This window comes from Kitasatospora sp. NPDC098663, assembly GCF_044760075.1.
In the GTDB taxonomy this organism is placed as follows: domain Bacteria; phylum Actinomycetota; class Actinomycetes; order Streptomycetales; family Streptomycetaceae; genus Kitasatospora.
The window spans coordinates 130,279-153,754 of the sequence record NZ_JBIWAP010000016.1 but is presented as its reverse complement, the minus strand read 5'-3'; the positions used below and the strand labels follow the sequence as shown (position 1 = coordinate 153,754).

Annotated in this window: 20 protein-coding genes and 2 tRNA genes; 5 read left to right on the top strand and 17 right to left on the bottom strand. The window is 72.4% G+C overall.

What is annotated here, in order from left to right; all coding sequences use genetic code 11:
- Window positions 1-94: 94 nt before the first annotated feature.
- The 4 genes from ACIQVZ_RS19680 to ACIQVZ_RS19665 form a co-directional block, all read right to left on the bottom strand.
- The gene (locus ACIQVZ_RS19680) at window positions 95-682 is read right to left on the bottom strand and encodes a 50S ribosomal protein L25/general stress protein Ctc (protein WP_350877738.1); all 588 of its coding nucleotides are present in this window, start codon (window positions 680-682) and stop codon (window positions 95-97) included.
- 284 nt (window positions 683-966) lie between these two features.
- Window positions 967-1,944, bottom strand: a complete 978-nt coding sequence (locus ACIQVZ_RS19675; RefSeq protein ID WP_350877737.1) for a ribose-phosphate diphosphokinase — start codon at window positions 1,942-1,944, stop codon at window positions 967-969.
- Between the two features lie 200 nt (window positions 1,945-2,144).
- Window positions 2,145-3,599: a bifunctional UDP-N-acetylglucosamine diphosphorylase/glucosamine-1-phosphate N-acetyltransferase GlmU gene (glmU, locus tag ACIQVZ_RS19670; protein ID WP_350877736.1), complete on the bottom strand. Its 1,455-nt coding sequence runs from the start codon at window positions 3,597-3,599 to the stop codon at window positions 2,145-2,147.
- A 145-nt stretch (window positions 3,600-3,744) separates the two neighbouring features.
- Window positions 3,745-3,815, bottom strand: a tRNA-Gln gene (locus ACIQVZ_RS19665).
- A 248-nt stretch (window positions 3,816-4,063) separates the two neighbouring features.
- Between ACIQVZ_RS19665 and ACIQVZ_RS19660 the strand changes: the two genes are divergently transcribed.
- Window positions 4,064-5,065 (top strand): acyl-CoA desaturase, encoded by a 1,002-nt coding sequence (locus ACIQVZ_RS19660; protein WP_350877735.1) that lies wholly within the window; start codon window positions 4,064-4,066, stop codon window positions 5,063-5,065.
- 26 nt (window positions 5,066-5,091) lie between these two features.
- Complete coding sequence (locus tag ACIQVZ_RS19655; protein ID WP_402451488.1) at window positions 5,092-5,859, top strand: TetR family transcriptional regulator; 768 nt, start codon at window positions 5,092-5,094, stop codon at window positions 5,857-5,859.
- A 63-nt stretch (window positions 5,860-5,922) separates the two neighbouring features.
- Here the strand turns inward: ACIQVZ_RS19655 and ACIQVZ_RS19650 are convergent, their stop codons facing one another.
- Window positions 5,923-6,714 (bottom strand): methyltransferase domain-containing protein, encoded by a 792-nt coding sequence (locus tag ACIQVZ_RS19650; RefSeq protein ID WP_402451485.1) that lies wholly within the window; start codon window positions 6,712-6,714, stop codon window positions 5,923-5,925.
- A 110-nt stretch (window positions 6,715-6,824) separates the two neighbouring features.
- Here ACIQVZ_RS19650 and ACIQVZ_RS19645 point away from each other — a divergent pair, with 110 nt between their 5' ends.
- Complete coding sequence (locus tag ACIQVZ_RS19645; RefSeq protein ID WP_350877733.1) at window positions 6,825-7,322, top strand: MarR family transcriptional regulator; 498 nt, start codon at window positions 6,825-6,827, stop codon at window positions 7,320-7,322.
- Window positions 7,323-7,337: 15 nt separating this feature from the next.
- Here ACIQVZ_RS19645 and ACIQVZ_RS19640 read toward each other — a convergent pair whose 3' ends face one another.
- The 5 genes from ACIQVZ_RS19640 to ACIQVZ_RS19620 all read right to left on the bottom strand — a co-directional run bounded on the left by ACIQVZ_RS19640 (window position 7,338) and on the right by ACIQVZ_RS19620 (window position 11,270).
- A complete protein-coding gene (locus ACIQVZ_RS19640) occupies window positions 7,338-8,285 on the bottom strand; it encodes a LuxR C-terminal-related transcriptional regulator (RefSeq protein WP_402451483.1) in 948 nt (315 codons plus the stop codon).
- 300 nt (window positions 8,286-8,585) lie between these two features.
- A complete protein-coding gene (gene galE / locus ACIQVZ_RS19635) occupies window positions 8,586-9,548 on the bottom strand; it encodes a UDP-glucose 4-epimerase GalE (RefSeq protein WP_402451481.1) in 963 nt (320 codons plus the stop codon).
- 151 nt (window positions 9,549-9,699) lie between these two features.
- Window positions 9,700-10,368, bottom strand: coding sequence for a LuxR C-terminal-related transcriptional regulator (locus ACIQVZ_RS19630; protein ID WP_350877730.1), 669 nt, complete (start codon window positions 10,366-10,368; stop codon window positions 9,700-9,702).
- Window positions 10,369-10,563: 195 nt separating this feature from the next.
- A tRNA-Thr gene (locus ACIQVZ_RS19625) sits at window positions 10,564-10,639 on the bottom strand.
- A 184-nt stretch (window positions 10,640-10,823) separates the two neighbouring features.
- Window positions 10,824-11,270 carry a winged helix-turn-helix transcriptional regulator gene (locus ACIQVZ_RS19620; protein ID WP_402451477.1) on the bottom strand — a complete coding sequence of 149 codons (447 nt, stop codon included), beginning with the start codon at window positions 11,268-11,270 and terminating at the stop codon, window positions 10,824-10,826.
- Between the two features lie 203 nt (window positions 11,271-11,473).
- Here ACIQVZ_RS19620 and ACIQVZ_RS19615 point away from each other — a divergent pair, with 203 nt between their 5' ends.
- Window positions 11,474-12,070 carry a flavodoxin family protein gene (locus ACIQVZ_RS19615; RefSeq protein WP_063348057.1) on the top strand — a complete coding sequence of 199 codons (597 nt, stop codon included), beginning with the start codon at window positions 11,474-11,476 and terminating at the stop codon, window positions 12,068-12,070.
- Window positions 12,071-12,090: 20 nt separating this feature from the next.
- Here the strand turns inward: ACIQVZ_RS19615 and ACIQVZ_RS19610 are convergent, their stop codons facing one another.
- The 4 genes from ACIQVZ_RS19610 to ACIQVZ_RS19595 all read right to left on the bottom strand — a co-directional run bounded on the left by ACIQVZ_RS19610 (window position 12,091) and on the right by ACIQVZ_RS19595 (window position 17,119).
- Entirely contained in the window at window positions 12,091-13,425 is a 1,335-nt protein-coding gene (locus ACIQVZ_RS19610) for an MFS transporter (protein WP_402451474.1), read from the bottom strand.
- Between the two features lie 123 nt (window positions 13,426-13,548).
- Complete coding sequence (locus ACIQVZ_RS19605; protein ID WP_402451472.1) at window positions 13,549-14,817, bottom strand: S8 family serine peptidase; 1,269 nt, start codon at window positions 14,815-14,817, stop codon at window positions 13,549-13,551.
- 132 nt (window positions 14,818-14,949) lie between these two features.
- Window positions 14,950-16,629, bottom strand: a complete 1,680-nt coding sequence (locus ACIQVZ_RS19600; RefSeq protein WP_402451470.1) for a WXG100 family type VII secretion target — start codon at window positions 16,627-16,629, stop codon at window positions 14,950-14,952.
- A gap of 43 nt (window positions 16,630-16,672) precedes the next feature.
- Complete coding sequence (locus ACIQVZ_RS19595; protein ID WP_402451467.1) at window positions 16,673-17,119, bottom strand: hypothetical protein; 447 nt, start codon at window positions 17,117-17,119, stop codon at window positions 16,673-16,675.
- Window positions 17,120-17,535: 416 nt separating this feature from the next.
- Between ACIQVZ_RS19595 and ACIQVZ_RS19590 the strand changes: the two genes are divergently transcribed.
- Window positions 17,536-19,434 carry an FUSC family protein gene (locus ACIQVZ_RS19590; RefSeq protein ID WP_350877722.1) on the top strand — a complete coding sequence of 633 codons (1,899 nt, stop codon included), beginning with the start codon at window positions 17,536-17,538 and terminating at the stop codon, window positions 19,432-19,434.
- 81 nt (window positions 19,435-19,515) lie between these two features.
- Here the strand turns inward: ACIQVZ_RS19590 and ACIQVZ_RS19585 are convergent, their stop codons facing one another.
- From ACIQVZ_RS19585 to rsmA, 3 genes are all read right to left on the bottom strand, one after another.
- Entirely contained in the window at window positions 19,516-21,372 is a 1,857-nt protein-coding gene (locus ACIQVZ_RS19585) for an ABC-F family ATP-binding cassette domain-containing protein (RefSeq protein WP_402451464.1), read from the bottom strand.
- Window positions 21,373-21,620: 248 nt separating this feature from the next.
- The gene (locus ACIQVZ_RS19580) at window positions 21,621-22,538 is read right to left on the bottom strand and encodes a 4-(cytidine 5'-diphospho)-2-C-methyl-D-erythritol kinase (protein ID WP_402451462.1); all 918 of its coding nucleotides are present in this window, start codon (window positions 22,536-22,538) and stop codon (window positions 21,621-21,623) included.
- The gene (rsmA, locus tag ACIQVZ_RS19575) at window positions 22,535-23,458 is read right to left on the bottom strand and encodes a 16S rRNA (adenine(1518)-N(6)/adenine(1519)-N(6))-dimethyltransferase RsmA (RefSeq protein WP_402451459.1); all 924 of its coding nucleotides are present in this window, start codon (window positions 23,456-23,458) and stop codon (window positions 22,535-22,537) included. The genes ACIQVZ_RS19580 and rsmA overlap by 4 nt, the downstream gene beginning before the upstream one ends.
- Window positions 23,459-23,476 lie beyond the last annotated feature (18 nt).

Genomic DNA, 23,476 nt, shown 5'->3' with positions numbered 1-23,476 from the left:
GTGCGCGCTCTACGTCATCTTCCCGGACACACCGCTGCCCCGGCCGCTCCGAGGGGAGCGACCGGGGCAGCGGTCACAGCTGGTGGGGCGAGGCTCAGGCCTCGGTGCCCTCGGCCTCGACGGCCTCGTCCTCGGCCGGGGCGGCCTGGGCGCCGATGACCTGCAGCACGACGGCGTCGGCGTCGACGGCCAGGGTGACGCCGGCCGGCAGGACGATGTCCTTGGCGAGGACGGAGGCACCGGACTCCAGGCCCTCGACCGAGACGGTGACGGCCTCGGGCAGGTGGGTGGCCTCGGCCTCGATCGGCAGCGCGTTGAGGACGTGCTCCAGCAGGTTGCCGCCGGGGGCCAGCTCGCCCTCGGTCAGGACCGGGATCTCGACGGTGACCTTCTCGCCGCGCTTGACCAGCAGCAGGTCGACGTGCTCGATGGTGCGCTTGATGGCCTCGCGCTGGACGGCCTTGGGCAGCACGTACTCGTCCTTGCCCTCGATCGGCACGACCAGCAGGGCGTTCGGGGTCTTGAGCGCCATCATCAGGTCGTGGCTCGGCAGGTTCAGGTGAACCGGGGCGTGGCCGTGGCCGTAGACGACACCGGGGACGAAGCCGGCACGGCGGGCGCGACGGGCGGCACCCTTGCCAAACTCGGAACGGGTCTCAGCGGCGATGCGGATCTCGGACACGACTGCACTCCTCGGGAAGAACTGGCGCGGGGGTGCAGGCAACGCGAAAAACCGCCGGGGCCACACCCTCAGTACGTTCGGGGGTCACTCGGCGGTAACGGCCTCTGCCGACGGACGGAAATCCGACACCGGCAGCGCGTCGATCACGGAGCGGGCACCCGGCAAGCAGGCGCACGGCATCCCTCGCCGAGCAGTTTCACGAGTCTAACCGCATGAACGGCCTCCCGTGAAATCGGCGGCGGCCCCGGTCCGATCCGGACCGGGGCCGCCGCCGTCGGGCTTCGTCAGTGCACGCCCTCGAAGAGGCTCGTGACCGAACCCTCCTCGAACACCTCGCGGATCGCGGCCGCGATCGAGGGGGCGATGGACAGCGTGGTGATCTTGTCCAGCTGGATCTGCGCCGGGGTCGGCAGCGTGTTGGTGAACACGAACTCGCTGACCCGCGAGTTCTTCAGCCGGTCCGCGGCCGGGCCGGAGAGCACGCCGTGGGTGGCCGCCACCAGGACGTCCGCGGCACCGTTGTCGAACAGCGCGTCGGCCGCGGCGCAGATCGTGCCGGCGGTGTCGATCATGTCGTCGACCAGGACGCAGACCCGGTCCTTGACGTCACCGACGACCTCGGCCGACAGGATGGTGTTGGCCTGGGTCATGTCGCGGCGCTTGTGGATGATCGCCAGCGGCGCGTCCAGCCGGTCGCACCACTGGTCGGCCACCTTCACCCGGCCGGCGTCCGGCGACACGATGGTCAGCTTGGAGCGGTCCACCCTCCCGCCGACGTAGTCCGCCAGCATCGGCAGCGCGAACAGGTGGTCCACCGGGCCGTCGAAGAAGCCCTGGATCTGCGCGGTGTGCAGGTCCACGGCCATCAGCCGGTCGGCGCCCGCCTGGCGCAGCAGGTCGGCGACCAGGCGCGCCGAGATGGGCTCGCGGCCCAGGTGCTTCTTGTCCTGGCGGGCGTACCCGTAGAACGGCAGGATCGCGGTGATGCTCTTGGCGGAGGCCCGCTTCAGCGCATCGATCATGATCAGCTGTTCCATGATCCACTGGTTGATGGGAGCCGTGTGGCTCTGCATCACGAAGCAGTCCGCGCCGCGGGCCGAGTCCAGGAAGCGGACGTAGATCTCGCCGTTGGCGAAGTCCAGGGCCTTGGTCGGGACGAGCTCGGTCCCGAGCGCCTCGGCCACCTCCCTCGCCAGTTCCGGGTGGGCACGGCCGGAGAAGAGCTTGAGTTTCTTCTCACCCGACGTCGTGATCCCGCTCACTGCACCGTCTCCTCGCGTTGCTGACGCTGAACCCCGTCATCCCGTGCGGGCAGGCGCAGCCGGCTCGCACGGGGTCGGGGGAATTGTCGGTACGCCTGGACACGGGCCGTAAGCCCAGTGGCGCACGTATGACCCCAAGGTTACGCGCCCACGCAGAAACCGTCCGCCCCGGGACCGTCCTCGGGCTCCCGCCCGCCCCGTCAGGCGTCCGCGGCCCCGTCCGCCGCGGCCTTCGCGGCCTTCGCGGAGGTGGTCCCCGGGCGCTTGCGCTCCACCCAGCCGTCGATGTTGCGCTGGTGCGCCCGGCTCACTCCGAGCGCGCCCGGCGGGACGTCGGTGGTGATCACCGAACCGGCCGCGGTGTAGGCGCCGTCCCCGATCGTCACCGGGGCGATGAACATGTTGTCGGAGCCGGTGCGGCAGTGCGCACCGATCACCGTGCGGTGCTTGTTGACGCCGTCGTAGTTCACGGTGACCGAGGCCGCGCCGACGTTGGTGCCCTCGCCGATCGTGGTGTCCCCGATGTAGGAGAGGTGCGGCACCTTGGCGCCCTCGCCCAGCTCGGAGTTCTTCACCTCGACGTAGGTGCCGACCTTCGCCTTGCGGGCCAGCTTGGCCCCCGGCCGCAGGTAGGCGTACGGGCCGGCGGTGGCCAGCTCGCCCACCTCGGCGCGGTCCGCCGTGGTGTTGCTCACACGGGCGCCGGCGCCGATCAGGGTGTCGGTCAGGGTCGAGTTCGGGCCGACCTCGCAGCCCTCGCCCAGGTGGGTGGCGCCCTGCAGCTGGGTGTTCGGCAGCACGAGGGCGTCCGGCTCGTACGTCACCTGCACGTCGATCCAGGTGGTCGCCGGGTCCACCACGGTGACGCCGGCCCGCATCGCCCGCTCCAGCAGGCGGTCGTTCAGCAGCCGGCGGGCCTGCGCGAGCTGCACCCGGTCGTTGATGCCCAGGATGTCCCGGTGGTCCTCCGCGACCACGGCGCCCACCCGGTGCCCGGCGGTGCGCAGGATCTCCAGGGTGTCGGTGAGGTACTCCTCGCCCTGCGAGTTGTCCGTGGTGAGCTCGGCCAGCGCCTCGACCAGCAGCTTGGCGTCGAAGGCGAAGACGCCCGAGTTGATCTCGGCGATCGAGCGCTGGACGGCGGTGGCGTCCCGCTCCTCGACGATCGCGGCGACGGTGCCGTCCTCGTCCCGCAGGATCCGGCCGTAGCCGAAGGGCTCGGGGACGACGGCGGTCAGCACGGTGACCCCGTTGTCCTGGGCGGCGTGGGCCTTCGCCAGGCGGCGCAGCGTGTCCCCGGTCAGCAGCGGGGAGTCCCCGGCGGTGACGATCACCGTGCCGTCCAGCACCACACCGTCGGCGGCCAGCGCCTCCAGCGCCGTGCGCACCGCGTGCCCGGTGCCCTTCTGGTCCTCCTGCACCACCGGGCGGGCCGCCGGGTAGTGCGCCGCGAGGTGCTCCTGGACCTGGTCCCGCTGGTGTCCGACCACCACGACGAGCTGTTCCGGCGTCAGTTCGCGGGCCGCCGAGACGGCATGACCCACCAACGACCGGCCGCAGACCTCGTGCAGCACCTTGGGCAGCTTGTTCGACTTCATCCGGGTCCCGCCACCGGCGGCGAGCACGACAACGGCGGCAAGCGAATTGGCACCCATGCGGGGAGGCTCCTCGGTCGGTTCACAAGAGCGGGCAGAACGGGCCCGGACCGGACCGAGGCCGGTCGCCATTCGCACAGTCCGCCGAGCAGCACCGACAATACCGGCGGTTCGGCGGTACGCCCGAACCTGAGGCGTGCAGAGGCTCCGCCGCTAGGATTCGAACCCAGACAAAGGCCTCCAAAGGGCCCTGTGCTGCCATTACACCACGGCGGATGGTTGCTCAGACCCTACCCGAGTCGACCCTGCCATGGGTATCAACTACCGCGATCCGCAGGCCCCGATCCGCCGGGAACGGTCGAACAAGCCGGGCCGCCGGTTCATCCATCCAGTCGGGTGAATTCACTCAAGCGCCGTGCGGCGGCGTGTTCCCTTCGCCACGGAGCGCAACCTACGATGCCGTAGGTTACGCCAACGTAGCCTCCGCTCTCCCTCCCGCACAGGGATGCCGCAAAGGGACGCCCATGACCACCAAGGCCGGCGAGCCGAGCGCGGGGAACGCCGCGCTTCCCACCGAATCCCCCGATTCCACCGATCCCACCGACACCGCCGCCACCCGGCTGTCCGCCACCCGCGGCGGGGAGAAGCAGGGCTTCGCCGAACGGCTGGCGCTCGGGCTGTTCATCCTCGTGCCGTTCGCCGCGCTGGTGGCCGCCGTGCCGGTGGCCTGGGGGTGGGGACTGGGGTGGACGGACGCGGCGATCACCGTCGCCATGTACTTCCTCACCTGCCACGGCATCACCGTCGGCTACCACCGCTACTTCACCCACAGCGCGTTCAAGGCCAACCGCCCGATGCGGCTCGCCCTCGCGGTCGCCGGCAGCCTGGCGGTCGAGGGCCCGCTGGTGCGCTGGGTGGCCGACCACCGCAAACACCACCGGTTCAGCGACAAGGACGGCGACCCGCACTCGCCGTGGCGCTACGGGGAGAGCCTCCCGGCCCTGCTCAAGGGCCTGTGGTGGGCGCACATGGGCTGGATGTTCGACGAGGAGCAGACCCCGCAGCTCACGTACGCGCCGGACCTCGTCCGCGATCCGGCCATACGGCGGATCTCCCGGCTGTTCTGGCTCTGGACCATGATCTCGCTGCTGCTCCCCCCGCTGGTCGGCGGGCTGGTGACGCTGTCCTGGTCGGGCGCGCTGTCCGCCTTCTTCTGGGGATCGCTGGTCCGGGTGGCCCTGCTGCACCACGTCACCTGGTCGATCAACTCGATCTGCCACGCCGTCGGCCGCCGCCCGTTCCGCTCCCGGGACCGCTCGGGCAACGTCTGGTGGCTGGCGGTGCTCTCCTGCGGCGAGTCCTGGCACAACCTGCACCACGCGGACCCGACGGCCGCCCGGCACGGGGTGCTGCGCGGGCAGATCGACTCCTCGGCCCGGCTGATCCGCTGGTTCGAGCTGGCCGGCTGGGTCCGGGACGTCCGTTGGCCGGACGCACAGCGGATCGCCGCCCGCCGCGCCGCATGAGTCGTCGCTTCCAGCATGATGTAGGGGTGAACGGGAGCAGCGCAGACAGCACAGGCGGCCACCAGAGCACGCGGACGGACGCGGCGCCCGACGCGGCGCCGGCCCGTCCGCGAACCGCTGCACCGGCGGGCGGGGGCGCCTCGGGGGGTGCGCCCGCCCCGACGCCGCGCCGCCGGGGCGGGCGGGTGCGGATGACCGGCAAGCAGCGGCGGGAGCAGCTGCTGGAGATCGGCCGGACGGTGTTCGCGGAGCGCGGCTACGACGGCACCTCGGTCGAGGAGATCGCCGAGCGGGCCGGGGTGTCGAAGCCGGTGGTGTACGAGCACTTCGGCGGCAAGGAGGGGCTGTACGCGGTGGTGGTGGACCGCGAGATGCAGTTGCTGCTGGACATGGTCACGGGGGCGCTGACCGGCGGGCACTCGCGGGAGCTGCTGGAGCAGGCCGCGTTCGCGCTGATGGACTACATCGACACCTCGACGGACGGCTTCCGGATCCTGGTCCGGGACTCCCCGGTGGCCCAGTCGACCGGCACCTTCGCGTCACTGATCAGCGACATCGCGACGCAGGTGGAGGACATCCTCGGCCTGGAGTTCAAGTCCCGGGGCTTCGACGCGCGACTGGCCCCGATGTACTCGCAGATGCTGGTCGGCATGGTGGCGCTGACCGGGCAGTGGTGGCTGGAGGTCCGCAAGCCGGACAAGGCGCAGGTCGCGGCGCACCTGGTGAACCTGGCCTGGCACGGGCTGGAGGGCCTGGAGCGGCACCCGAGGCTGGTCGGCGGGCGCAAGGACTGACCTGCGGGGGGAAGGAGCGACCGACGGGCGGGCGGAAGGGCCGGCGACCCTCCCGCCCCGGGATCAGGCCCTGGTCCCGACGGCGAAGATCCGCCGGAACGGGAAGACGGTGCCGTGCGGCCCGGCCGGGTAGGCCTCGCGCAGGAGCGCCCCGTACTCGGCGAGGAAGGCGGCCTGGCGGGCGGGATCGGTCAGCCGGGTGAGGACGGGGCGCAGGGCGGTGCCCTTGACCCAGGCGAGGACCGGGTCCGGGCCCGGGAGCAGGGTGCGGTAGGTGGTCTCCCAGACGTCGGGCGCGCAGCCGGCGGCGGTGAGGGCGTCCAGGTAGCGCTCGGGCGGGTGGACGCCGGCCCTGGTGTCGTCGTCGCCGAGGAGGCCGCGCCAGCGGGGGCCGCGCCGGAGTTCGGCGAGCAGGGTGTGGCTGGGGGCGTCGAAGTTGCCGGGGACCTGGAAGGCGACGGTGCCGCCGAGCCGCAGGGCGCCGGCCCAGCGCGGGACGAGGTCGAGGTGGCCGTCGATCCACTGCAGCGTGGCGTTGGAGACGATCAGGTCGGGTCCGGCCGGGGCCGGGTCGTAGTCGCGGGCGTCGGCGAGCAGGTAGTCGGCGGTGGGCTCACCGTCGGTGCGGGCGGTGGCGAGCATCGGGGCGGAGTTGTCGACGCCGGTGAGCCGGGCGTGCGGCCAGCGTGCGCGCAGCACGGCGGTGGAGTTGCCGGGGCCGCAGCCGATGTCGAGGATCACGGGATCGCTCGGGTTCGGGAGGGCGGGGACGCGGGCGAGCAGGTCGCGCAGCGGACGGGTGCGTTCGTCCGCGAAGCGCAGGTACTGCGCCGGGTCCCAGACGGGACTGGTCATGGTCCACCTCGCAAGTATCTCGACATCAAGATATCCCAGGTAGCCTTGCTGGCACATTTCTCGACGTCAAGAGACTTCACATCGACACATCCACCGATACACTGATCGTCATGGAGGACGAGGTCGACAGGCTGGTCGCAGCGTGGCGCCGAGAGCGCCCCGACCTCGACGTGCAGCCGCTGGAGGTACTCAGCCGGGTCAGCAGACTCGCCCGGCACCTCGACCGCGCCCGCCGCACCGCCTTCGCCGAGCACGGGCTGGAGCCCTGGGAGTTCGACGTCCTGACCGCCCTGCGCCGGGCCGGCTCCCCCTACCAGCTCTCCCCCGGCCAGCTGCTCACCCAGACCCTGGTCACCTCCGGCACCATGACCAACCGCATCGACCGCCTCACCGGCAAGGGCCTGGTCAAGCGCCTGCCCGACCCGGACGACCGGCGCGGCGTGCTCGTCCGGCTCACCGACGACGGCCGCGACCGCGCCGACCAGGCGCTCGCCGGACTGCTCTCGCACGAACGCGAACTGCTCGCCCAGCTCAGCTCCGGCCAGCAGGGCGAACTCGCCGCGCTCCTGCGGCAGCTGGTCGCCCCGTTCGACAACATCCCGGGCTGACCCGCGCCCCGGAGCTCACGTCCGGTCCACCGCGGTCGCGACCGACGGCGGCGCCGGCAGGGCCGGCTCGGCCGGGCTGACCCCGGCCCGGCGGGCCACCGCGACCGCGGCCAGCGTGGAGTGCACCCCGAGCTTGCCGAGCACGTTCTGCATGTGCGTCCGGACGGTGTGCGGCGACAGGTAGAGCCGCTCCGCGACCGCCTGCCGGCCCAGGCCCGCGACCATGCACCGCAGGATCTGCTTCTCCCGCGGAGTGAGGGTGTCGACCAGCCGCTCGCTCTCGGTGCGGTCCCGCCGGGCGGTGGTCAGCTCGCGGATCACCCCGGTCAGCAGCGCGGGCGGCAGGTGTGTCTCGTCCCGCAGCACCCCCCGGACCACGGAGAGCAGCCGGGCCAGCGAACTCTCCTTGGCCACCCAGCCGGTGGCGCCCGCGTGCAGGGCCCGGGCGGCGCGGTGCGGGTCGTCGGCGGCGGCCAGCACGACCGCCCGCAGCCCCGGATGGGCGCGGCGGACCCGGGCGAGCAGGGTGATGCCGTCCGGTGCCGCAGGCGCGGCCCTGAGCTGGTCGGCCCGGTACACGTCGGAGCGGGCCGGCTCCGTACCGCGCCCGCCCGGGCGCAGCAGGTCCACCTGGCGTCCGCCGGACTGCGCCACCGGTGGGCCGACCGGGTGGCGGGGCGGCGGCACCGCCGGGGCCGGCCGCCGCCGGGCCGCGTCGGCCGCGTCCGGGCCGGGCCGGGCCCGGACACCCGCCGAAGCGGCGCCCTCGGCCCCCAGGTCGGCGTCGATCAGGACCACGTCGAAGGCCCGCCCCTCGACCGCGGCGCGCTCCAGCGCCCGCTCGGCGGCGGCACCGCTGCCGGCCGCCCCCACCTCGACGTCGGGCTCGGCGGCGAGCGCCGCGGCCAGTGCCTCGGCGAAGATCCGGTGGTCGTCGACCACCAGGACGCGGATCCGCCCCATCGTCACTACCCCCCTGCTCAGACCGACCCGAGCCCGGGGGCGGGGACCGGCCCCGGCACCCGCGGTCTGGGCCCGTCAATCCGCCCGCCCACCGGTGGCCGGTGAGGCCGAAAAAAGGGCGCCGACCCCCACCGGTACCGCACTCAGCGTACGGGCCGGGAAACCCCCTCGTGGCGGTTTGGTGAAGTTTCGTCAGGAGGTGCGCGAGTGGCGGGATTTCACGCCATCACCGGTCGAAGCGGGCAACGCCGAGGCGCCGCCCCCGAACCTCCGGGAGCGGCGCCTGCGGGGCCCTGCGGCCTACTTGCCGTGCTTCTCCAGGGCGAACTTCCAGGCGTCGGCGACGATGTCGTCCAGGTTCGGGCGGCGCGGCGTCCAGCCCAGCGCCTCGTGGGCGCGGGCCGCCGAGGCCACCAGCACGGCCGGGTCGCCGGCCCGGCGGCCGTCCGCCTGCACCGGGATCTCCCGGCCGGTGACGCGTCGGACCGACTCGATCACCTCGCGCACCGAGAAGCCGCTGCCGTTGCCCAGGTTGCAGATCAGGTGCTCGCCCGGCTTGGCCGCGTCCAGCGCCAGCAGGTGCGCGTCGGCCAGGTCCGCGACGTGGATGTAGTCGCGGATGCAGGTGCCGTCCGGGGTCGGGTAGTCCTCGCCGTACACCGCGATGTGCGGGCGCTGACCCAGCGCAGCCTGGAACACCAGCGGGATCAGGTGCGACTCGGGGTCGTGGCGCTCCCCGTAGGCGCCATACGCACCGGCCACGTTGAAGTAGCGCAGCGAGACGGCGGCCAGGCCGTGCGCGACGGCCTCGCTGGTGATCAGGTGGTCCACGGCGAGCTTGGTGGCGCCGTAGGCGTTGGTCGGCGAGGTGCGGGCGGTCTCCGCGATCGGCACGACCTCCGGCTCGCCGTACACGGCGGCGGTGGACGAGAACACCAGCTTGCGCACACCCGCCGCGCGCATCGCCGCGACCAGCTCCAGCGAACCCGCCACGTTGTTGCGCCAGTACTTCTCCGGGTCCACGACCGACTCGCCGACCTGCGAGGAGGCGGCGAAGTGCAGCACGCCGTCGAAGGAGCCGTCCAGCACCCGGCCGGCCTCCTGGACCCGACCCTCGACGAACTCGGCACCGGCCGGGACGCCCTCACGGAAACCGGTGGAGAGATCGTCCAGGACGGTCACCTGGTGCCCCGCCTCCAGCAGGTGGGCGGCCACCACGCTGCCGACATAGCCGGCGCCACCCGTGACCAGGTACTTACTCATGATGAGACCTCCAGCGGGCGACGGTCCGCCGGATCAGCGGCGGCCGTCGATGACGTGTGTACGACTGAGGCTATTCTCCCTGCCCGCCGGAGTGCCCAGGACCATGTGAACGGGCCGCCCCGGAGCCGGTTTCACGGAACCCGAGGCCCCCTCAGCCCCCGGCCATCCGCTCCAGCAGCCCGGTACGGGCCGCCACCGCGGCCGCCTCCAGCCTGGTCCGCGCACCGAGCTTCATCAGCACCCGCTGGACGTGCGTCCGGGCGGTGCTCGCGGCGATCCGCATCCCGGCGGCGATCGCCGCCGTGTCCTCCCCGTCCGCGATCCGGGCCAGCACCTGCACCTCACGGCGGGTCAGCAGCCGCAGCAGCCGCACCGCCTCGTCGTCCGGCTCGGCGACCGGCCGCAGCAACTGGTCGAAGGCCCCGCGCAGCACGTCCACGGCCACCGCCGCCTCGCCCGCCCGGGCCCGCCCGATCGCCCGCTCGACCACCCCGATCCGCTCGTCGCTCGGCACGTAACCCGCCGCCCCGGCCGCGAACGCCCCCGCCACACCGCGCAGTTCACCCACCGGCCCGAGCACGATCACAGCCACCTCGGGGCGCTCCCGGCGGATCCGGCGCAGCCCGTCGAAAGCCGTCGGCTCACTCGGTGCGGCCACCCCCAGCAGACACACCTCCGGCCGCCGGCCGACCACCAGATCGGCCGCGACCCCGGCCGGGCAGCCGACCGCGAGCACCCGGTGGCCGCGCAGTTGCAACGCCGTGGCCAGCGCCTCGGCCAACAGCCGGTGATCGTCGACCACCACGAGTCGAACGCCCATGACGCCCTCCCGGTCGGGGTTCGGCTCGCGCCCGCACCCTACGGGCGGGCGGCCGATGATGCACCATCACAGCGCATTCCGTACCCGACCCGCTAGGCCACCGTGTTCGGCCGCCGCAGCGGGCCGCCGCTCTGCGCCCGACAGCCTGATCAGGGAACAGCAAAAGGCCCTCGCCATGAAGCGAGGGCCTTCGAGTGGAGCCCCCATGCGGAATCGAACCGCAGACCTTCTCCTTACCATGGAGACGCTCTACCGACTGAGCTATAGGGGCTTGCCGGGCTTTCACCGGGCCGGTCGAACAAGGAAGACATTACACGGCTGGCGCCCCGGAAGGGAAATCGGGTCCGCGACCCCGGCGCATGCCGGACCGACCCCCGGCGGGCGGGCACCCACCCCTCGGCGCGGGCCCGGTCGGCCCTCGATACGCCCTCGGCGCGCCTTCGGCGTGCGCCTGGTCAGCCTTCGGCGTGCGCCTCGTCGAACTCCTCACGGGCGGCCAGCATCTGCCCGGTCCGCTGCTCCGTCCACCGGCCGAGCGGCGCCAGCAGTACGGCCAGCTCCCGGCCGAGCGGCAGCAGGTCGTAGACCACCCGCGGCGGCGTCTCCGGGAACACGCTGCGGCGCACCAGTCCGCTGCGCTCCAGGCTGCGCAGCGACTGGGTGAGCATCTTGCGGCTGACCCCGCCGACGCCGCGCTGCAGTTCGGAGAACCGCTGCTGCCCGCAGGCGGCGAGGCTCATCAGGATCAACATCGACCACTTGTCGGCCAGTTCGGCGAACATCGCGCGGCTGGGACAGAGCTGGGCGAAGACGTCGAGCTCCTGCTCCCCACCCTCCCACTCCTGCCCCTGCCCCTGCCGCCCGGTGCCGCTCTCCGCCCGGGCCGCTTCCTCCGTCGTCATGCTGTCCAGGGTAGCCCTACGGTCTCCAATCCATCCTTGGTAACCGATAGAGACTTGGTCTATATTGGAGACCAGTCGACGGGCCGGGTGCGACAGCACGCGCCCGCCGCCACTTGCCTTCCCCCTGCCTTGCCTGCGTTGCCTGCGTTGCCTGCGTTGCCCTGCCCCTGCCCGTACCCGTTTCCGTACAGGAGTGCCCCCGCATGACCGCCATCCGCCCGACCGTCGCCCTCGCCTACCACTCCGGCTACGGCCACACCGCCGTCATCGCCGAGGCCGTCGCCCGCGGCGCCGCCGCCGCCGGCGCCGAGGTCGTCTCGATCGCCGTCGACACCATCACCGACGAGCAGTGGGCCCAGCTCGACGCCGCGGACGCGATCGTCTTCGGCTCCCCCACCTACATGGGCACCGCCTCCGGCGCCTTCCACGTCTTCGCCGAGGCCACCAGCAAGCGCTGGTTCTCCGACGCCTGGCGGGACAAGGTCGCCGCCGGCTTCACCAACTCCGCCTCCAAGAGCGGCGACAAGGCCGGCACCCTCGGCTTCTTCCAGACCCTCGCCGCCCAGCACGCCATGAGCTGGGTCAACCTCGGCCTCAAGCCCGGCTGGAACGCCACCACCGCCACCGAGAACGACCTCAACCGCCTCGGCTTCTTCAACGGCGCCGCCGCCTCCAGCCCGTCCGACGCCGGCCCCGAGGCCGTGCACAAGGCCGACATCGCGACCGCCGAGTACCTCGGCGAGCGAGTCGCCCAGCACACCGCCGTCGTGCTGGCCGGCCGCGCCGCCCTCGCCGGCTGACCGCACCGCACGGTCGGCACCTACGCCGCCGGGTCCGCCCCCAGGAGGGGCGCCCGGCGGCGTCCGCCGTCCACCGCCCCCAACTCCGCGCCACCGGTCTCCGGCAGCAGCCACAGGCACCCCAGCGCCACCACGCCCAACGCCACCAGGTACCAGCCGACCGGCTCCGCCGTCCCGTACGCCTCCGTCAGCCGCGTCGCCACCAGCGGCGTCGTCGCCCCGCCCACCACGCCGCCCAGGTTGTACGTCAACGCGGCACCCGTGTACCGCACCCGGGTCGGGAACAACTCCGGCAGGAACGCCGCCACCGGCCCCATCAGGCACCCCAGCACCACCAGCGCACCCGCCAGCGCCACGAACATCAACGGCCGGCGCACCGTCTCCAACAGCGGGAACAGCACCAGCGACCACCCCGCCGCCAGCGCCGTCGCCCAGCACAGCGTCCGCCGCCGCCCCCAACCGTCACTGCGCGACGCGCTCACCCACACCGTCACGCCCATGCCCAGCGCACCCACCAGCAGCATCACCAGCACCAGCGAACTCGCCACCCCGAGCCCGGACGTCGCGTACGCCAACGCGTACGTCGTGGTCAGGTAGAACAGCGCGTACCCCACGGTGATCGCCCCACAGCCCAGCAGCACCGTGCGCCAGTGCCCGCGCAACACCTCCACCACCGGCGCCCGGTCCCTCGGCTCGTCCGGCCGGAACAGCGGCGTCTCCTCCAACCGCAGCCGCACGAACAGCCCCACCGCCACCAACCCCAACGACGCCAGGAACGGCACCCGCCAGCCCCACTCACGGAACGCCCGCTCGCCCAGGCCGAGTTGGACCGCCAGGAACACCCCGTTCGCCAACACGAACCCGCTCGTCGGCCCCAACTGCAGGAACGCCCCGTACCGCCCCCGCCGCCCGGCCGGCGCGTTCTCCGCGATCAGCAGCGCCGCGCCGCCCCACTCCCCGCCCAGCCCCACGCCCTGGCACACCCGCAACGCCACCAGGGCCACCGGCGCCCACCACCCCCACGACCCGAACCCCGGCAGCACCCCCACCGCCGCCGTCGACAGCCCCATCAACAACAGCGACACCACCAGCGTCGCCTTCCGCCCCACCCGGTCCCCGAAATGCCCGAACACCACCGCCCCCAGCGGCCGGGCCAGGAACGCCACCGCATACACCGAGAACGCCGCCAACAGCGCCCCCACCGTGCCCAGTTCAGGAAAGAACACCGACCCGAACACCAGGGCCGCCGCCGTCCCGTACAAAAAGAAGTCGTAGAACTCGATCGCCGTACCGATCAGCGCCGCAGCCGCCGCACGCCTCAACTGCCCCGCCCGCCGGGCTTCCTCCGCATCCATACCACCACCCTGGACACCAGCCCACCGCGCCACCAGCCCCCACCCGGGTGACCACCGCGCACACCCCCACCCCACGCGCCCCCGGCTCAACACCGGAGGCGCGCACCGGCGCAGGCCCCCAGATCACCGCACGTACGGGTCCTCCCCCGGCGCCACTGCAGGCTGCCCACTGGCCTTCCGCCGCCGCAGCACGACGAACACCACACCGGCGACCAGCACCAACCCACCCACCACACCGGCCACGACCGGCAAGGCGCCACCCGAACCGGAGGACTTCTCCGCCGTCGGCTTCACCGGCGGCGCCCCCACGGCCACATCACTCGAGCTCGGGGCGACCGAACTCGGCGCGGGCGTCGAAGTGGCCGACGGGCTCGCCGAGGGCGAGGTCTGCCCAACCGGAATCGGCGACACATTCGCAGGCCCAGGATCGCCAGGCTCTGTCAGCGCAACGCGAGGCCTGACAACTCCGTACCCGACATCGATACTGCGGACCGACCCATCAGTCGGTTTTCCTGCCGTGTTAATGAGCACCCGGAGAATCTGATTTGCCGTCCATTCCGGATGTGTCGACCACACCAGGGCCGCCGAAGCGGATACGAGTGCGGCCGAGTCCGAAGTCCCATGACTCTTGCAATAACCAGTTGAGGAGGTACAGGCTGCAAACATATCCATGCCGGGCGCGGAAAGAATAACCTGCGGCCCCTGCTCGGATTCGGCTGTCGCAATCACATTGCGATCGACCGCCCCTACCCCTACAACGCCAGGAAGAGCTCCGGGATACTCGACCGGATTACCCTTCTGTGCTTCATTCCCGACGCTTGCCACCACTAGGACACCCTTGGCCCTCGCAGCCTCAATTACGCCATTCAGATTGGCCACATCTTCTGGCGCGGGAACTGCCGCATTAATGCCCTGCGAGATATTGATGACCTTGGCGCCCTGATCAACCGCATAGGAAATGGCCTGGCCGATCTGGCCAAGGAATTCATTGGATACGAGCGCACCAGAAGACCCGTTATTGATCTTCAGGGGGAGAATTTTAACCCCGGGAGACAGACCTTGGGCACCGGTTCCCCCCATACCTTTGCCCGTCCCGGCGATGAGGCTGGCGATCCCGGTGCCGTGCCCGTCACCGAAGGAGCCCACCCCACCAGGGCTGCCACTGAAATCCTTGCCGGGCAGAAGCTGCCCCTCCAGATCTGGATGATCCAGCTTGAATCCGCCGTCGATCACGGCAATCGTGATCCCCTGCCCCTTAGTGATCTTCCACATCTCCGGTGCATGCATCGCGTCCAGATGCCACTGCTGTTGCCGGATCGTGTCTTCGGCAGCCGCCTGCACTGCGATCGGGCCGACCACAACTCCCGCCGCCAAAAGCACCGCAGCGGACATCCGCCAACGAGATCGCGTGTTCGTCCGCCCCATCACAACTCCTCGTCAATCTCTCCGTCGACCGGGGAGCGTGCCCCGAACAGGTCTGCCCGGCCACCGGGAGAGCCCGGTGGCCGGGCAGTCGTTGCCGCCCTACTCAATCACGTCCGGGTTGCTGTGCGGCGTACCGCTGGTCCAGGTCTCCTCGTCCTCGTGGAGGTAGTCGGCCCGCTTGCGGCGATCGCGCTCGTTCCGCCCGGAGCGACCCGCCGTTCCAGGGGCCATCATGCCGTTCTGCCCCGAGCGGGCTTCACCCTCAGCGACTCCCGCAGCAGCCGCCCGGTTACGCAAACCCGTACCACCCGGCGTGAACTCCCCGCCAGCAGCCGGTCCCTTGCGGCCACCGACCGCCCCTCCTCCGGTCGAGGTCAGGCCTCGACCCCGCGAGCTGCCGCCCGAACCGACGGCTCCGGAACCACCACCCATCCCCGGATGCATGCCGCCCATCCCGCCCGCGCTGCCGGCCGCTCCCGCCCGACCCGCCTGGGCCTCGCGAGCGCCGAAAACCGTCCCGCTGGGCAGACCCGGGCTGCCACCGGGCTTTCCCGGCAGCGAGCCGCCGCCGAACGGAGCCGTACGGGCGGGGATCGAGCCCCCGCCCCTGCCGGATACGGATCCGCCACCGCCCTTGGCCGGGATCGAGCCGCCGACGGCCCCGGCCGGGAAACCGGCCACCGGGCCGCCGCCCGGACCACCCGGATATCCAGGGGGACCACCGGGGCCACCCGGGTATCCGGGAATCCCACTCGGACCGTCAGGCGGGAGGCTTCCACCGCCACTGGGGCCGAGCGGGCCGGTCTGACCTGGCAGGGTCGGCACGGTCGGCAGGCTGTCGAGGCCGGTACCGGGACGGTGGACGGGTTCCGACGGCACAAAGGGAGGCGTCAAGGAACCCGGGCCCACCGGCGTCGGCGGCACCTGGCCACCGCTTCGCGGCGGAATCGGGTCAGTGTGGCCAGGCCCGCCGACCTGGCCTTGCGGACCCGACCCCAAACTCCGAGCCACGACCGAGCCACCACCGTAGTTTCCACCTGGCGGGCGGTAGCTACCCCCGGTACTACCGCCGCCGGTACGAGGGCTGCGAACGGAGCCGCCGTAGCCGCCCGAGCCACTGCCACCAGAGGCCGTCGAGGATTCGTACTTGTTGCTACTCGCATCCGGCGTACCCGGCAGAGCCACGTCCCCGAGCCCGGCCAGTTTCGTCGTCGCCGCCTCGTACGCCTGCCCCAGCTTCTCCATCTGGTGGATGGCTTCCTGGTGAGCCTTGTAGACCCGCTGGGAGGCGGCCACAGCCTCCGTCTCGGTGACCCAGGAGCAGTTCTGCTTCTTCATCATGGAGTCGACGGTGGCGGTGGTCGGCCCGGTCGGGGTGAAGTTGGCGCTCGTGAGCGCCAACTGGTTGGGCACCCCCTGGGTCGAGCGCGCCTTGACGATGTCGACATCGTCGTGTGGCACGTCCGGCACGGCCACCTTGGCGGTGCTGAGTGCCTCACCGGCCTGGTGCATGGCATCGCCGGCGGTTGTGGAGTAGTCACCGAGCAGCGCAGCCGACTGCTGCAGGTTGCCTGCCCAGGTCTTGAAGCTCTCGGCGGCCGGCCCTTCCCAGCTGACGTTGCCGATGTGCGATTTGAGTGCCGCGCCGAGTTCCTTCAGGACGCGGCCGGCCGACTTCAGCTGGGTGCCGCGGCTCAGCACCGTCGTGGGGTCGGTGCTCTGGACCATCTTCTTGAGCTGGGCGTGTCCGACGCCCTCGAAGTTCGTTCCGTCTGCCACTACTTACTCCCCGTTTCCCCGTGAGCGCCCTCGCCGACCACCATCAGAAGCCCTCGCCGCCGGCCCGCGCCGGCGCGGGGCCGCCCGCGTTCTTCGCGACGGCGTTCTGCGCGGCCGTCGTGTCGTCCTCGTTGGCCGAGTAGTTGCCCGCCGTCGCCGCGACCGCGGTCTTCATCGCCTCGATCTGCGACACGAAGTCCTTGTGCAGCTTGACGAGCTGGGTGTGCACCTTGTCGTAGGCCGCGGTCAGGGCTGTCGCTTCGGCGAACTCCGCGCTGGCGAAGCTTCCGCCGGTCAGCTTCTGTTCCTGGAGTTTGTACGGGGCCGCCGGGGAGCCTTCCATGGCCTGGAGCAGGGCTTCGATCTTCTTGGCGAACGCGGTGAGCGTGTCGAGCTCGACCTTGACGTCCTTCTTGCCGAAGGCGGAGACCAGGTCGGCGGCGCTGACGTTCGTCTGTACGGTGCTGACGAGGGGGCCGAACCCCATCATGTGGCTGAGCATAAATGGCGTGACGTCACCGGACGTGTCCGGACTGGCCCCCGTGTTCGGTGGAACCTCTCCTGCCACAGCAGTTCACCTCTCCCCCGTACGGTCGGCGGTTCGGGGTGATCCCGGTGCCGCCGATCCGCAACATACCGTCAACTTCTCGGTCGTACAGTGCTGGTCGGTGCGCCGCCCGCCCTGGGGCGGTTTCCGCCTCCGCAATCGTAGCCACCGCCCCTGTCGGGTCGGCAGGGCCCTTGGCCCGCCTGTGCGGGATCGGTACGAACTTGACACGTGCGGCCCTCGGGGGTGCCGCGCCGGGCCCCGGTAGACTGGCCTCGCCCGGTTGGACCGGGTACGCCCCCATCTGCCGCGCAATGTCGCACAGCAGCGACCCCTGGCCGCAGAACGGACGTGACCTGATGCCTGCAGACGAGTCCGCCCCCTCCTGGTGGGCCCGTGCCGCCCGTCCTTCCCGGCCGCCGTTGCCGCTGGCGCTGATGGCCCGCGCGGCGGTGGGCATGGCGGTGCCGCTGGCCGCGGGGCTGCTGGCGCACCGGTTGGATCTGGGGGTGTTCGCCGGTCTGGGCGCGATGCACGCGACGATGAACGACCGCGCGGAGCCGAGTGGCCTGCGGGTGCCCCGGATCGCGTCGGCGGTGCTGGCTTCGGCGCTCGGCATGCTGATCGGCACTTCTCTCCAGCACGTGCACGTTTCGGCGGTGGTGCTCGGTGCGGCGCTCACGTTCACGGCGTTCGCTTCCGGCGCGCTGAGTGCGACGGGCCCGCGGGGTTCGGCGGCGGGGATGCTGCTGCTGGTGTCGGCGGCGTTGGGCAGCGGGATGCCGTTGCCGGATCCGTGGTGGGCGGCGGCGCCGATGATGCTGGCGGGTGCCGCGTTCGTGGTGGTGCTGGGTCTGCCGGGGGGCGCGCACCGCCGCCCGGCCTCGGATCCGCGCAACCGTGCGCTGGCGGCCGCGTACGAGGCGTTCGGCCGGACGCTGGCCGATCTGGGCACGCCGCAGGGCGCGGCTTCGCGCCAGGTGTTGACGGCCCGGTTGAACCAGTTGCAGGACCTCCTCCCGCGACCGCACCGCCCGGGGTCGGAGTCCGCCCGTACGGTTCGGTTGCGCCGGATGTACGAGGCGGCGTTGGCCGCCACCGAGGCGGCGACGGGCCTGTTGTGGGCGTGGCGGCCGGTGCCGCCCGAGGTGGCGGAGGTGCCGCTGCGGTTGGCGGAGGCGGTCCGGCGGGGCGGCGGCGAGGTCACTGTCCCGCAGTGGCAGCCGGACACGCCGTCCCGGCAGGCCCTGGACGTGGCGTTGCGTGCGGCGGCCGACACCGTGGCCGGCCGGGAGGCGGAGGTCGGTACCGCCCCGGCGCCGCCGCCCGATCCGTGGCGGCTGCGGGTGCGGCTGCTGTCGCGCGGTTCGGTCCGGTACGGGCTGCGGGTGGCGTTGTGCATCGCGGTGGGTTCGGCGGTGACGGCCAGCTATCCGCTCAGCAAGAGCTACTGGGTGCCGATGACGATCGCCTTCGTGTTGAAGCCGGATCTCGGTTCGGTGTTCCTGCGGGCGGTGAGCCGCTCGATCGGCACGGTGCTCGGGGTGGCGGTCACGGCGGCCGTGGTGTCGCTGACGACCGACGCGTGGGTGCTGACGGCGATCGCCGCGTTCTGCGTCGCCTTGTTGCCGTACGTGACGGCGGCGCACTACGGGCTGAACACGGTGGCGATGACACCGATGGCGTTGATCCTGCTCCAGTTGGGCGGGCAGAGCAGCGCGGCCGAGTTCTGGCCGCGGGTGCTGGACACGGTGCTCGCGAGCGCGATCGTGCTGCTCTTCGGTTATCTGCTGTGGCCGGAGCGTCCGCGGCACCGGATCGAGCCCCGGCTGGTGGACGCGGCCACCGCGCTGCGGGCCTATCTGGACGCGGTCACCGGGGACGCGGGCCGGGCCGAGGTGTGGCTGCGCCGTACGGCGTACCGGGCGTTGGAGGACGCCCGCCAGGAGGTGCGGCAGGGGCTGGCCGAGCCGCCGCCGACGGGGCGGCTGGCGGAGCAGTGGCTGCCGGCGACGGCGGCGCTGGAGCGGCTGGGCGGCGCGGTGGCGGCGTTCGCGGCGCAGCTGCGGTACGGCGGCCGGGTGCCGGATCCGGCGGAGGTGGGGCGGGTGCGCCGGGCGCTGGACGAGCTGACGGCCGCGGCCCGGGAGCACCGCCCGCCGACCGGGGCGGCGGCCCGCCCGACGGCGCCGCACGACCCGGCGCGCAGTGCGCTGGGGCGTGCGGCGGACGAGCTGGAGGCCCTGCTGGCCCGGTAGGGCCCGAACGGAGCCCCCGTCCCGGCCAGGAATCCGGCCGAGCTCCGACCAGAACTCAGACGAAAGAACCCCGACCAGAACTCAGACCTGCTCGGCCAGCTCCAGCCAGCTCAGCTCCAGCTCCTCCTTCTCCTCCCGGACGGCGCGCAGCTGCGCGTCCAGCTCCGCGACCTTGGAGAAGTCGGCGGCGTGCTCGGCGAGTTGGGCGTGCAGCTTGGACTCCTTCTGGTCCAGCTTGGCGATCTGCCGCTCCATCTTCTGCATCTCCTTCTTCGCCGCCCGCAGGTCGCCACCCGACAGGGCCGACGCGGCGGTCCCGGCGTCCGAGCCGCCGGACGCCGCGGCCGAAGCAGCCGAGGCGGTCGAAGCACCCGACGCGGCCGAAGCGGCGGCGATCGAGGCGGCCATCCGCGCCCGCCGCTCCAGGTACTCGTCGACACCGCCCGGCAGCATCCGCATCTTCTGGTCGCCGAGCAGCGCGTGGACGACGTCGGTGGTCCGCTCGATGAAGAACCGGTCGTGGCTGATGACGATCATCGAGCCGGGCCAGCCGTCGAGCAGGTCCTCCAGCTGGTTGAGGGTCTCGATGTCGAGGTCGTTGGTGGGCTCGTCGAGGAAGAGCACGTTGGGCTCGTCCATCAGCAGGCGCAGCAGCTGGAGCCGCCGCCGCTCGCCGCCGGACAGGTCGCCGACGGGCGTCCACTGCTTGTCCTTGCCGAAGCCGAACTGCTCGCACAGCTGGCCGGCGCTCATCTCCCGGCCCTTGCCGAGGTCGACGCGCGAGCGGACCTGCTCGACGGCCTGGAGCACCCGGATGGCCGGGTCCAGTTCGGCGACCTCCTGCGACAGGTAGGCGAGCCGCACCGTCTTGCCGACCTTGATCAGACCGGACGCGGGCTGCACGTCGCCCTCGGAGGCGTACGCGTCGCGCAGGGCGCGCAGCAGCGAGGTCTTGCCGGCGCCGTTGACGCCGAGCAGGCCGATCCGCTCGCCGGGGCCGAGCTGCCAGGTGAGGTTCTCCAGCAGCAGCTTGGGGCCGGCCTTGACGGTGACGCCTTCCAGGTCGAAGACGGTCCTGCCCAGTCGCGCGTTGGCGAACTTCATCAGCTCGGACCGGTCCCGGGGCTCCGGCACGTCGGCGATCAGGGCGTTGGCGGCCTCGATCCGGTAGCGCGGCTTGGAGGTGCGGGCGGGGGCGCCGCGGCGCAGCCAGGCGAGTTCCTTGCGGGCGAGGTTCTGGCGCTTCTGCTCCTCGACGGCCTCGATCCGGGAGCGCTCGGCGCGGGCGAAGACGTAGTCGGAGTAGCCGCCCTCGTACTCGTGCACGGCGCCGCCCTGGACGTCCCACATCCGGGTGCAGACCTGGTCGAGGAACCAGCGGTCGTGGGTGACGCAGACCAGCGCGGAGCGGCGCTTCTGCAGGTGCTGGGCGAGCCAGTTGATGCCCTCGACGTCGAGGTGGTTGGTGGGCTCGTCGAGGACGATCAGGTCGGGAGAGCCGAGGAGCAGCTTGGCGAGGGCGATCCGGCGGCGCTCGCCGCCGGAGAGCGGGCCGATGACGGTGTCGAGGCCGTCGGCGAAGCCGGGCAGGTCGAGACCGCCGAAGAGGCCTTCGACGATGTCGCGGATGCGGGCGTCGCCGAGCCACTCGTGGTCGGCCCGGTCGGCGATCACCTCGTGCCGGATGGTGGCCGTCGGGTCGAGCGAGTCGTGCTGGGTGAGGACGGCCAGCTGGAGGCCGCCGTTCCAGGTGATCCGGCCGCTGTCGGCCTCCTCCAGCTTGGCGAGCATCCGGATCAGGGTGGTCTTGCCGTCGCCGTTGCGTCCGACGACGCCGATCCGGTCGCCTTCGCTGACGCCGAGGCTGACTCCGTCCAGGAGGGCGCGGGTGCCGTAGACCTTCGTGACGGACTCGATGGTGGCGAGGTTGACGGCCACGTCTGCTGCGCTCCTGGGATTGGCGGTCTCGGGGCGGTCCGCCGGTCGCGGCCGGGCACCCCTGTCGGGGACGCCCCGATCTCCCCAGCCTAATGGGCCCGCCGAAGCGCCCTCACCGCCTGCGGCGGCGGGGGCCCCGAAAGCGGCGGGCCCCGAACCGGCGAAGCCCCTACGGCACGGGCGAGGGCCCTACGGCACGGGCGGGGTCCCTACGGCACGAGAGCGCCGCCTACGTCACCGGCGGGGCCTTACGGCACGAGCTCCGCCCCCGGCACCGGCCCGTACGTGGCGTGCGCGGTCCGGCAGGTGCCGGAGGCCCGCAGCGCCTCGGCGACGGCGGCGGCCGCGTCGGCGTCCTTGGCGAGGAACGCGCAGGTCGGCCCCGAGCCGGAGACGAGGGCGCCGAGCGCACCGGCCTCGGTGCCGGCCCGCAGGGTGGCGGCGAGCGCGGGCCGCAGCGAGAGGGCGGCGGGCTGGAGGTCGTTGGCGAGGGCGGCGGCCAGCGCGACGGCATCGCCCTGGGCGAGGGCGGCGAGCAGTGCGGGGTCGGCGTCGGGGGTGCGGACGTCGGTGTCGCTGGAGCCGGTGCCGGCCTCCTCGCGCAGACGGTCGCACTCGCGGAAGACGGCGGGGGTGGAGAGGCCGCCGTCGGCGACCGCGAACACCCAGTGGAAGGTGCCGTCGACGGTGAGCGGCTGCAGGATCTCGCCCCGGCCGAGGCCCAGCGCGACGCCGCCGAGCAGGGCGAACGGCACGTCGGAGCCGAGTTCGGCGGCCAGCTCCAGGAGGGTGTCGAGGGGGGTGTCGAGCTGCCAGAGCGCGTCGCAGGCGACCAGCGCGGCGGCCCCGTCGGCGCTGCCGCCGGCCATGCCGCCGGCGACCGGGATGGCCTTGGCGATGTGCAGGTGCACGCCGGGGTCGGCGATGCCGTGGTGGGCGGCGAGCAGGCGGGCGGCGCGGGCGGCGAGGTTGCCGTCGTCGAGGGGTACGACGTGGGCGTCCGGCCCGGTGCAGGAGAGCGTGACGCCCTCCCCCGCCGTGGCGGTGACCTCGTCGCCGAGGGCGACGGCGAAGAACACGTTGGCCAGGTCGTGGAACCCGTCGGCGCGCAGTCCGCCCACCCCGAGCTGGACGTTGACCTTGGCCGGAACCCGCACGGTGATCACTGGGAGTCCGCCTCCGGCTCGTGCCCGGCGATCCCCGGCTCGTGCCCGGCGATCTCCGGCTTGTGCTCGGCGATCGCGGCGAACTGCTCCACCGTGAGCATCTCGCCGCGCAGCTTGTGGTCGATCCCGGCGGCGGCGAGCGCCTGCTCGGCCCCGGCGGCGGAGCCGGCCCAGCCGGCCAGCGCGGCGCGCAGGGTCTTGCGCCGCTGGGCGAACGCGGCGTCGACGACGGCGAACACCTCCCTGCGGCTGGCGGTGGTCTTCGGCGGCTCGCGGCGGATCAGCGAGACCAGCCCGGAGTCGACGTTGGGGGCGGGCCAGAACACGTTCCGGCCGATGGCACCGGACCGCTTCACGTCCGCGTACCAGTTGGCCTTGACGGACGGGACGCCGTACACCTTGTTGCCGGGCTTGGCGGCGAGCCGGTCGGCGACCTCGGCCTGCACCATCACCAGGGTGCGCTCGATGCTGGGGAAGGTCGCCAGCATGTGCAGCAGGACGGGCACGGCCACGTTGTACGGCAGGTTGGCGACCAGCGCGGTGGGCGCCGGCCCGGGCAGCTCGGTGACCTCCATGGCGTCGCTGAACACCAGGTCGAAGCTGTCGACCTTGCCGGGCATCCGGGCCGCGACGGTCGCCGGCAGGTGCTGTGCCAGCACCGGGTCGATCTCCACCGCCGTGACGTGCGCGGCCACCTCCAGCAGCGCCAGCGTCAGCGACCCGAGCCCGGGCCCGACCTCGACCACCGCGTCCTCGGCCGTCACCCCGCCTGCCCGGACGATCCGCCGCACGGTGTTGCCGTCGATGACGAAGTTCTGCCCGCGCTGCTTGGTCGGCTTCACGCCGAACGCGGCCGCCAGCTCCCGAATGTCGGCGGCGCCCAGCAGGTGGCTGTCAGGGGTGGGGTCGGTGGTGCTCACGCGCCAAGGATACGGGCG

Excerpts from the sequence above, each read along its gene's own strand:
- galE (WP_402451481.1), bottom strand. The coding sequence starts at position 9,548 with ATGAGTAAGTACCTGGTCACGGGTGGCGCCGGCTATGTCGGCAGCGTG.
- ACIQVZ_RS19605 (WP_402451472.1), bottom strand. The coding sequence starts at position 14,817 with ATGTCCGCTGCGGTGCTTTTGGCGGCGGGAGTTGTGGTCGGCCCGATC.
- ACIQVZ_RS19630 (WP_350877730.1), bottom strand. The coding sequence starts at position 10,368 with ATGGGCGTTCGACTCGTGGTGGTCGACGATCACCGGCTGTTGGCCGAG.
- ACIQVZ_RS19620 (WP_402451477.1), bottom strand. The coding sequence starts at position 11,270 with ATGACGACGGAGGAAGCGGCCCGGGCGGAGAGCGGCACCGGGCGGCAG.
- ACIQVZ_RS19595 (WP_402451467.1), bottom strand. The coding sequence starts at position 17,119 with ATGATGGGGTTCGGCCCCCTCGTCAGCACCGTACAGACGAACGTCAGC.
- ACIQVZ_RS19610 (WP_402451474.1), bottom strand. The coding sequence starts at position 13,425 with ATGGATGCGGAGGAAGCCCGGCGGGCGGGGCAGTTGAGGCGTGCGGCG.
- ACIQVZ_RS19640 (WP_402451483.1), bottom strand. The coding sequence starts at position 8,285 with ATGGGGCGGATCCGCGTCCTGGTGGTCGACGACCACCGGATCTTCGCC.
- ACIQVZ_RS19660 (WP_350877735.1), top strand. The coding sequence starts at position 4,064 with ATGACCACCAAGGCCGGCGAGCCGAGCGCGGGGAACGCCGCGCTTCCC.
- ACIQVZ_RS19615 (WP_063348057.1), top strand. The coding sequence starts at position 11,474 with ATGACCGCCATCCGCCCGACCGTCGCCCTCGCCTACCACTCCGGCTAC.
- ACIQVZ_RS19590 (WP_350877722.1), top strand. The coding sequence starts at position 17,536 with ATGCCTGCAGACGAGTCCGCCCCCTCCTGGTGGGCCCGTGCCGCCCGT.
- glmU (WP_350877736.1), bottom strand. The coding sequence starts at position 3,599 with ATGGGTGCCAATTCGCTTGCCGCCGTTGTCGTGCTCGCCGCCGGTGGC.
- ACIQVZ_RS19645 (WP_350877733.1), top strand. The coding sequence starts at position 6,825 with ATGGAGGACGAGGTCGACAGGCTGGTCGCAGCGTGGCGCCGAGAGCGC.
- ACIQVZ_RS19650 (WP_402451485.1), bottom strand. The coding sequence starts at position 6,714 with ATGACCAGTCCCGTCTGGGACCCGGCGCAGTACCTGCGCTTCGCGGAC.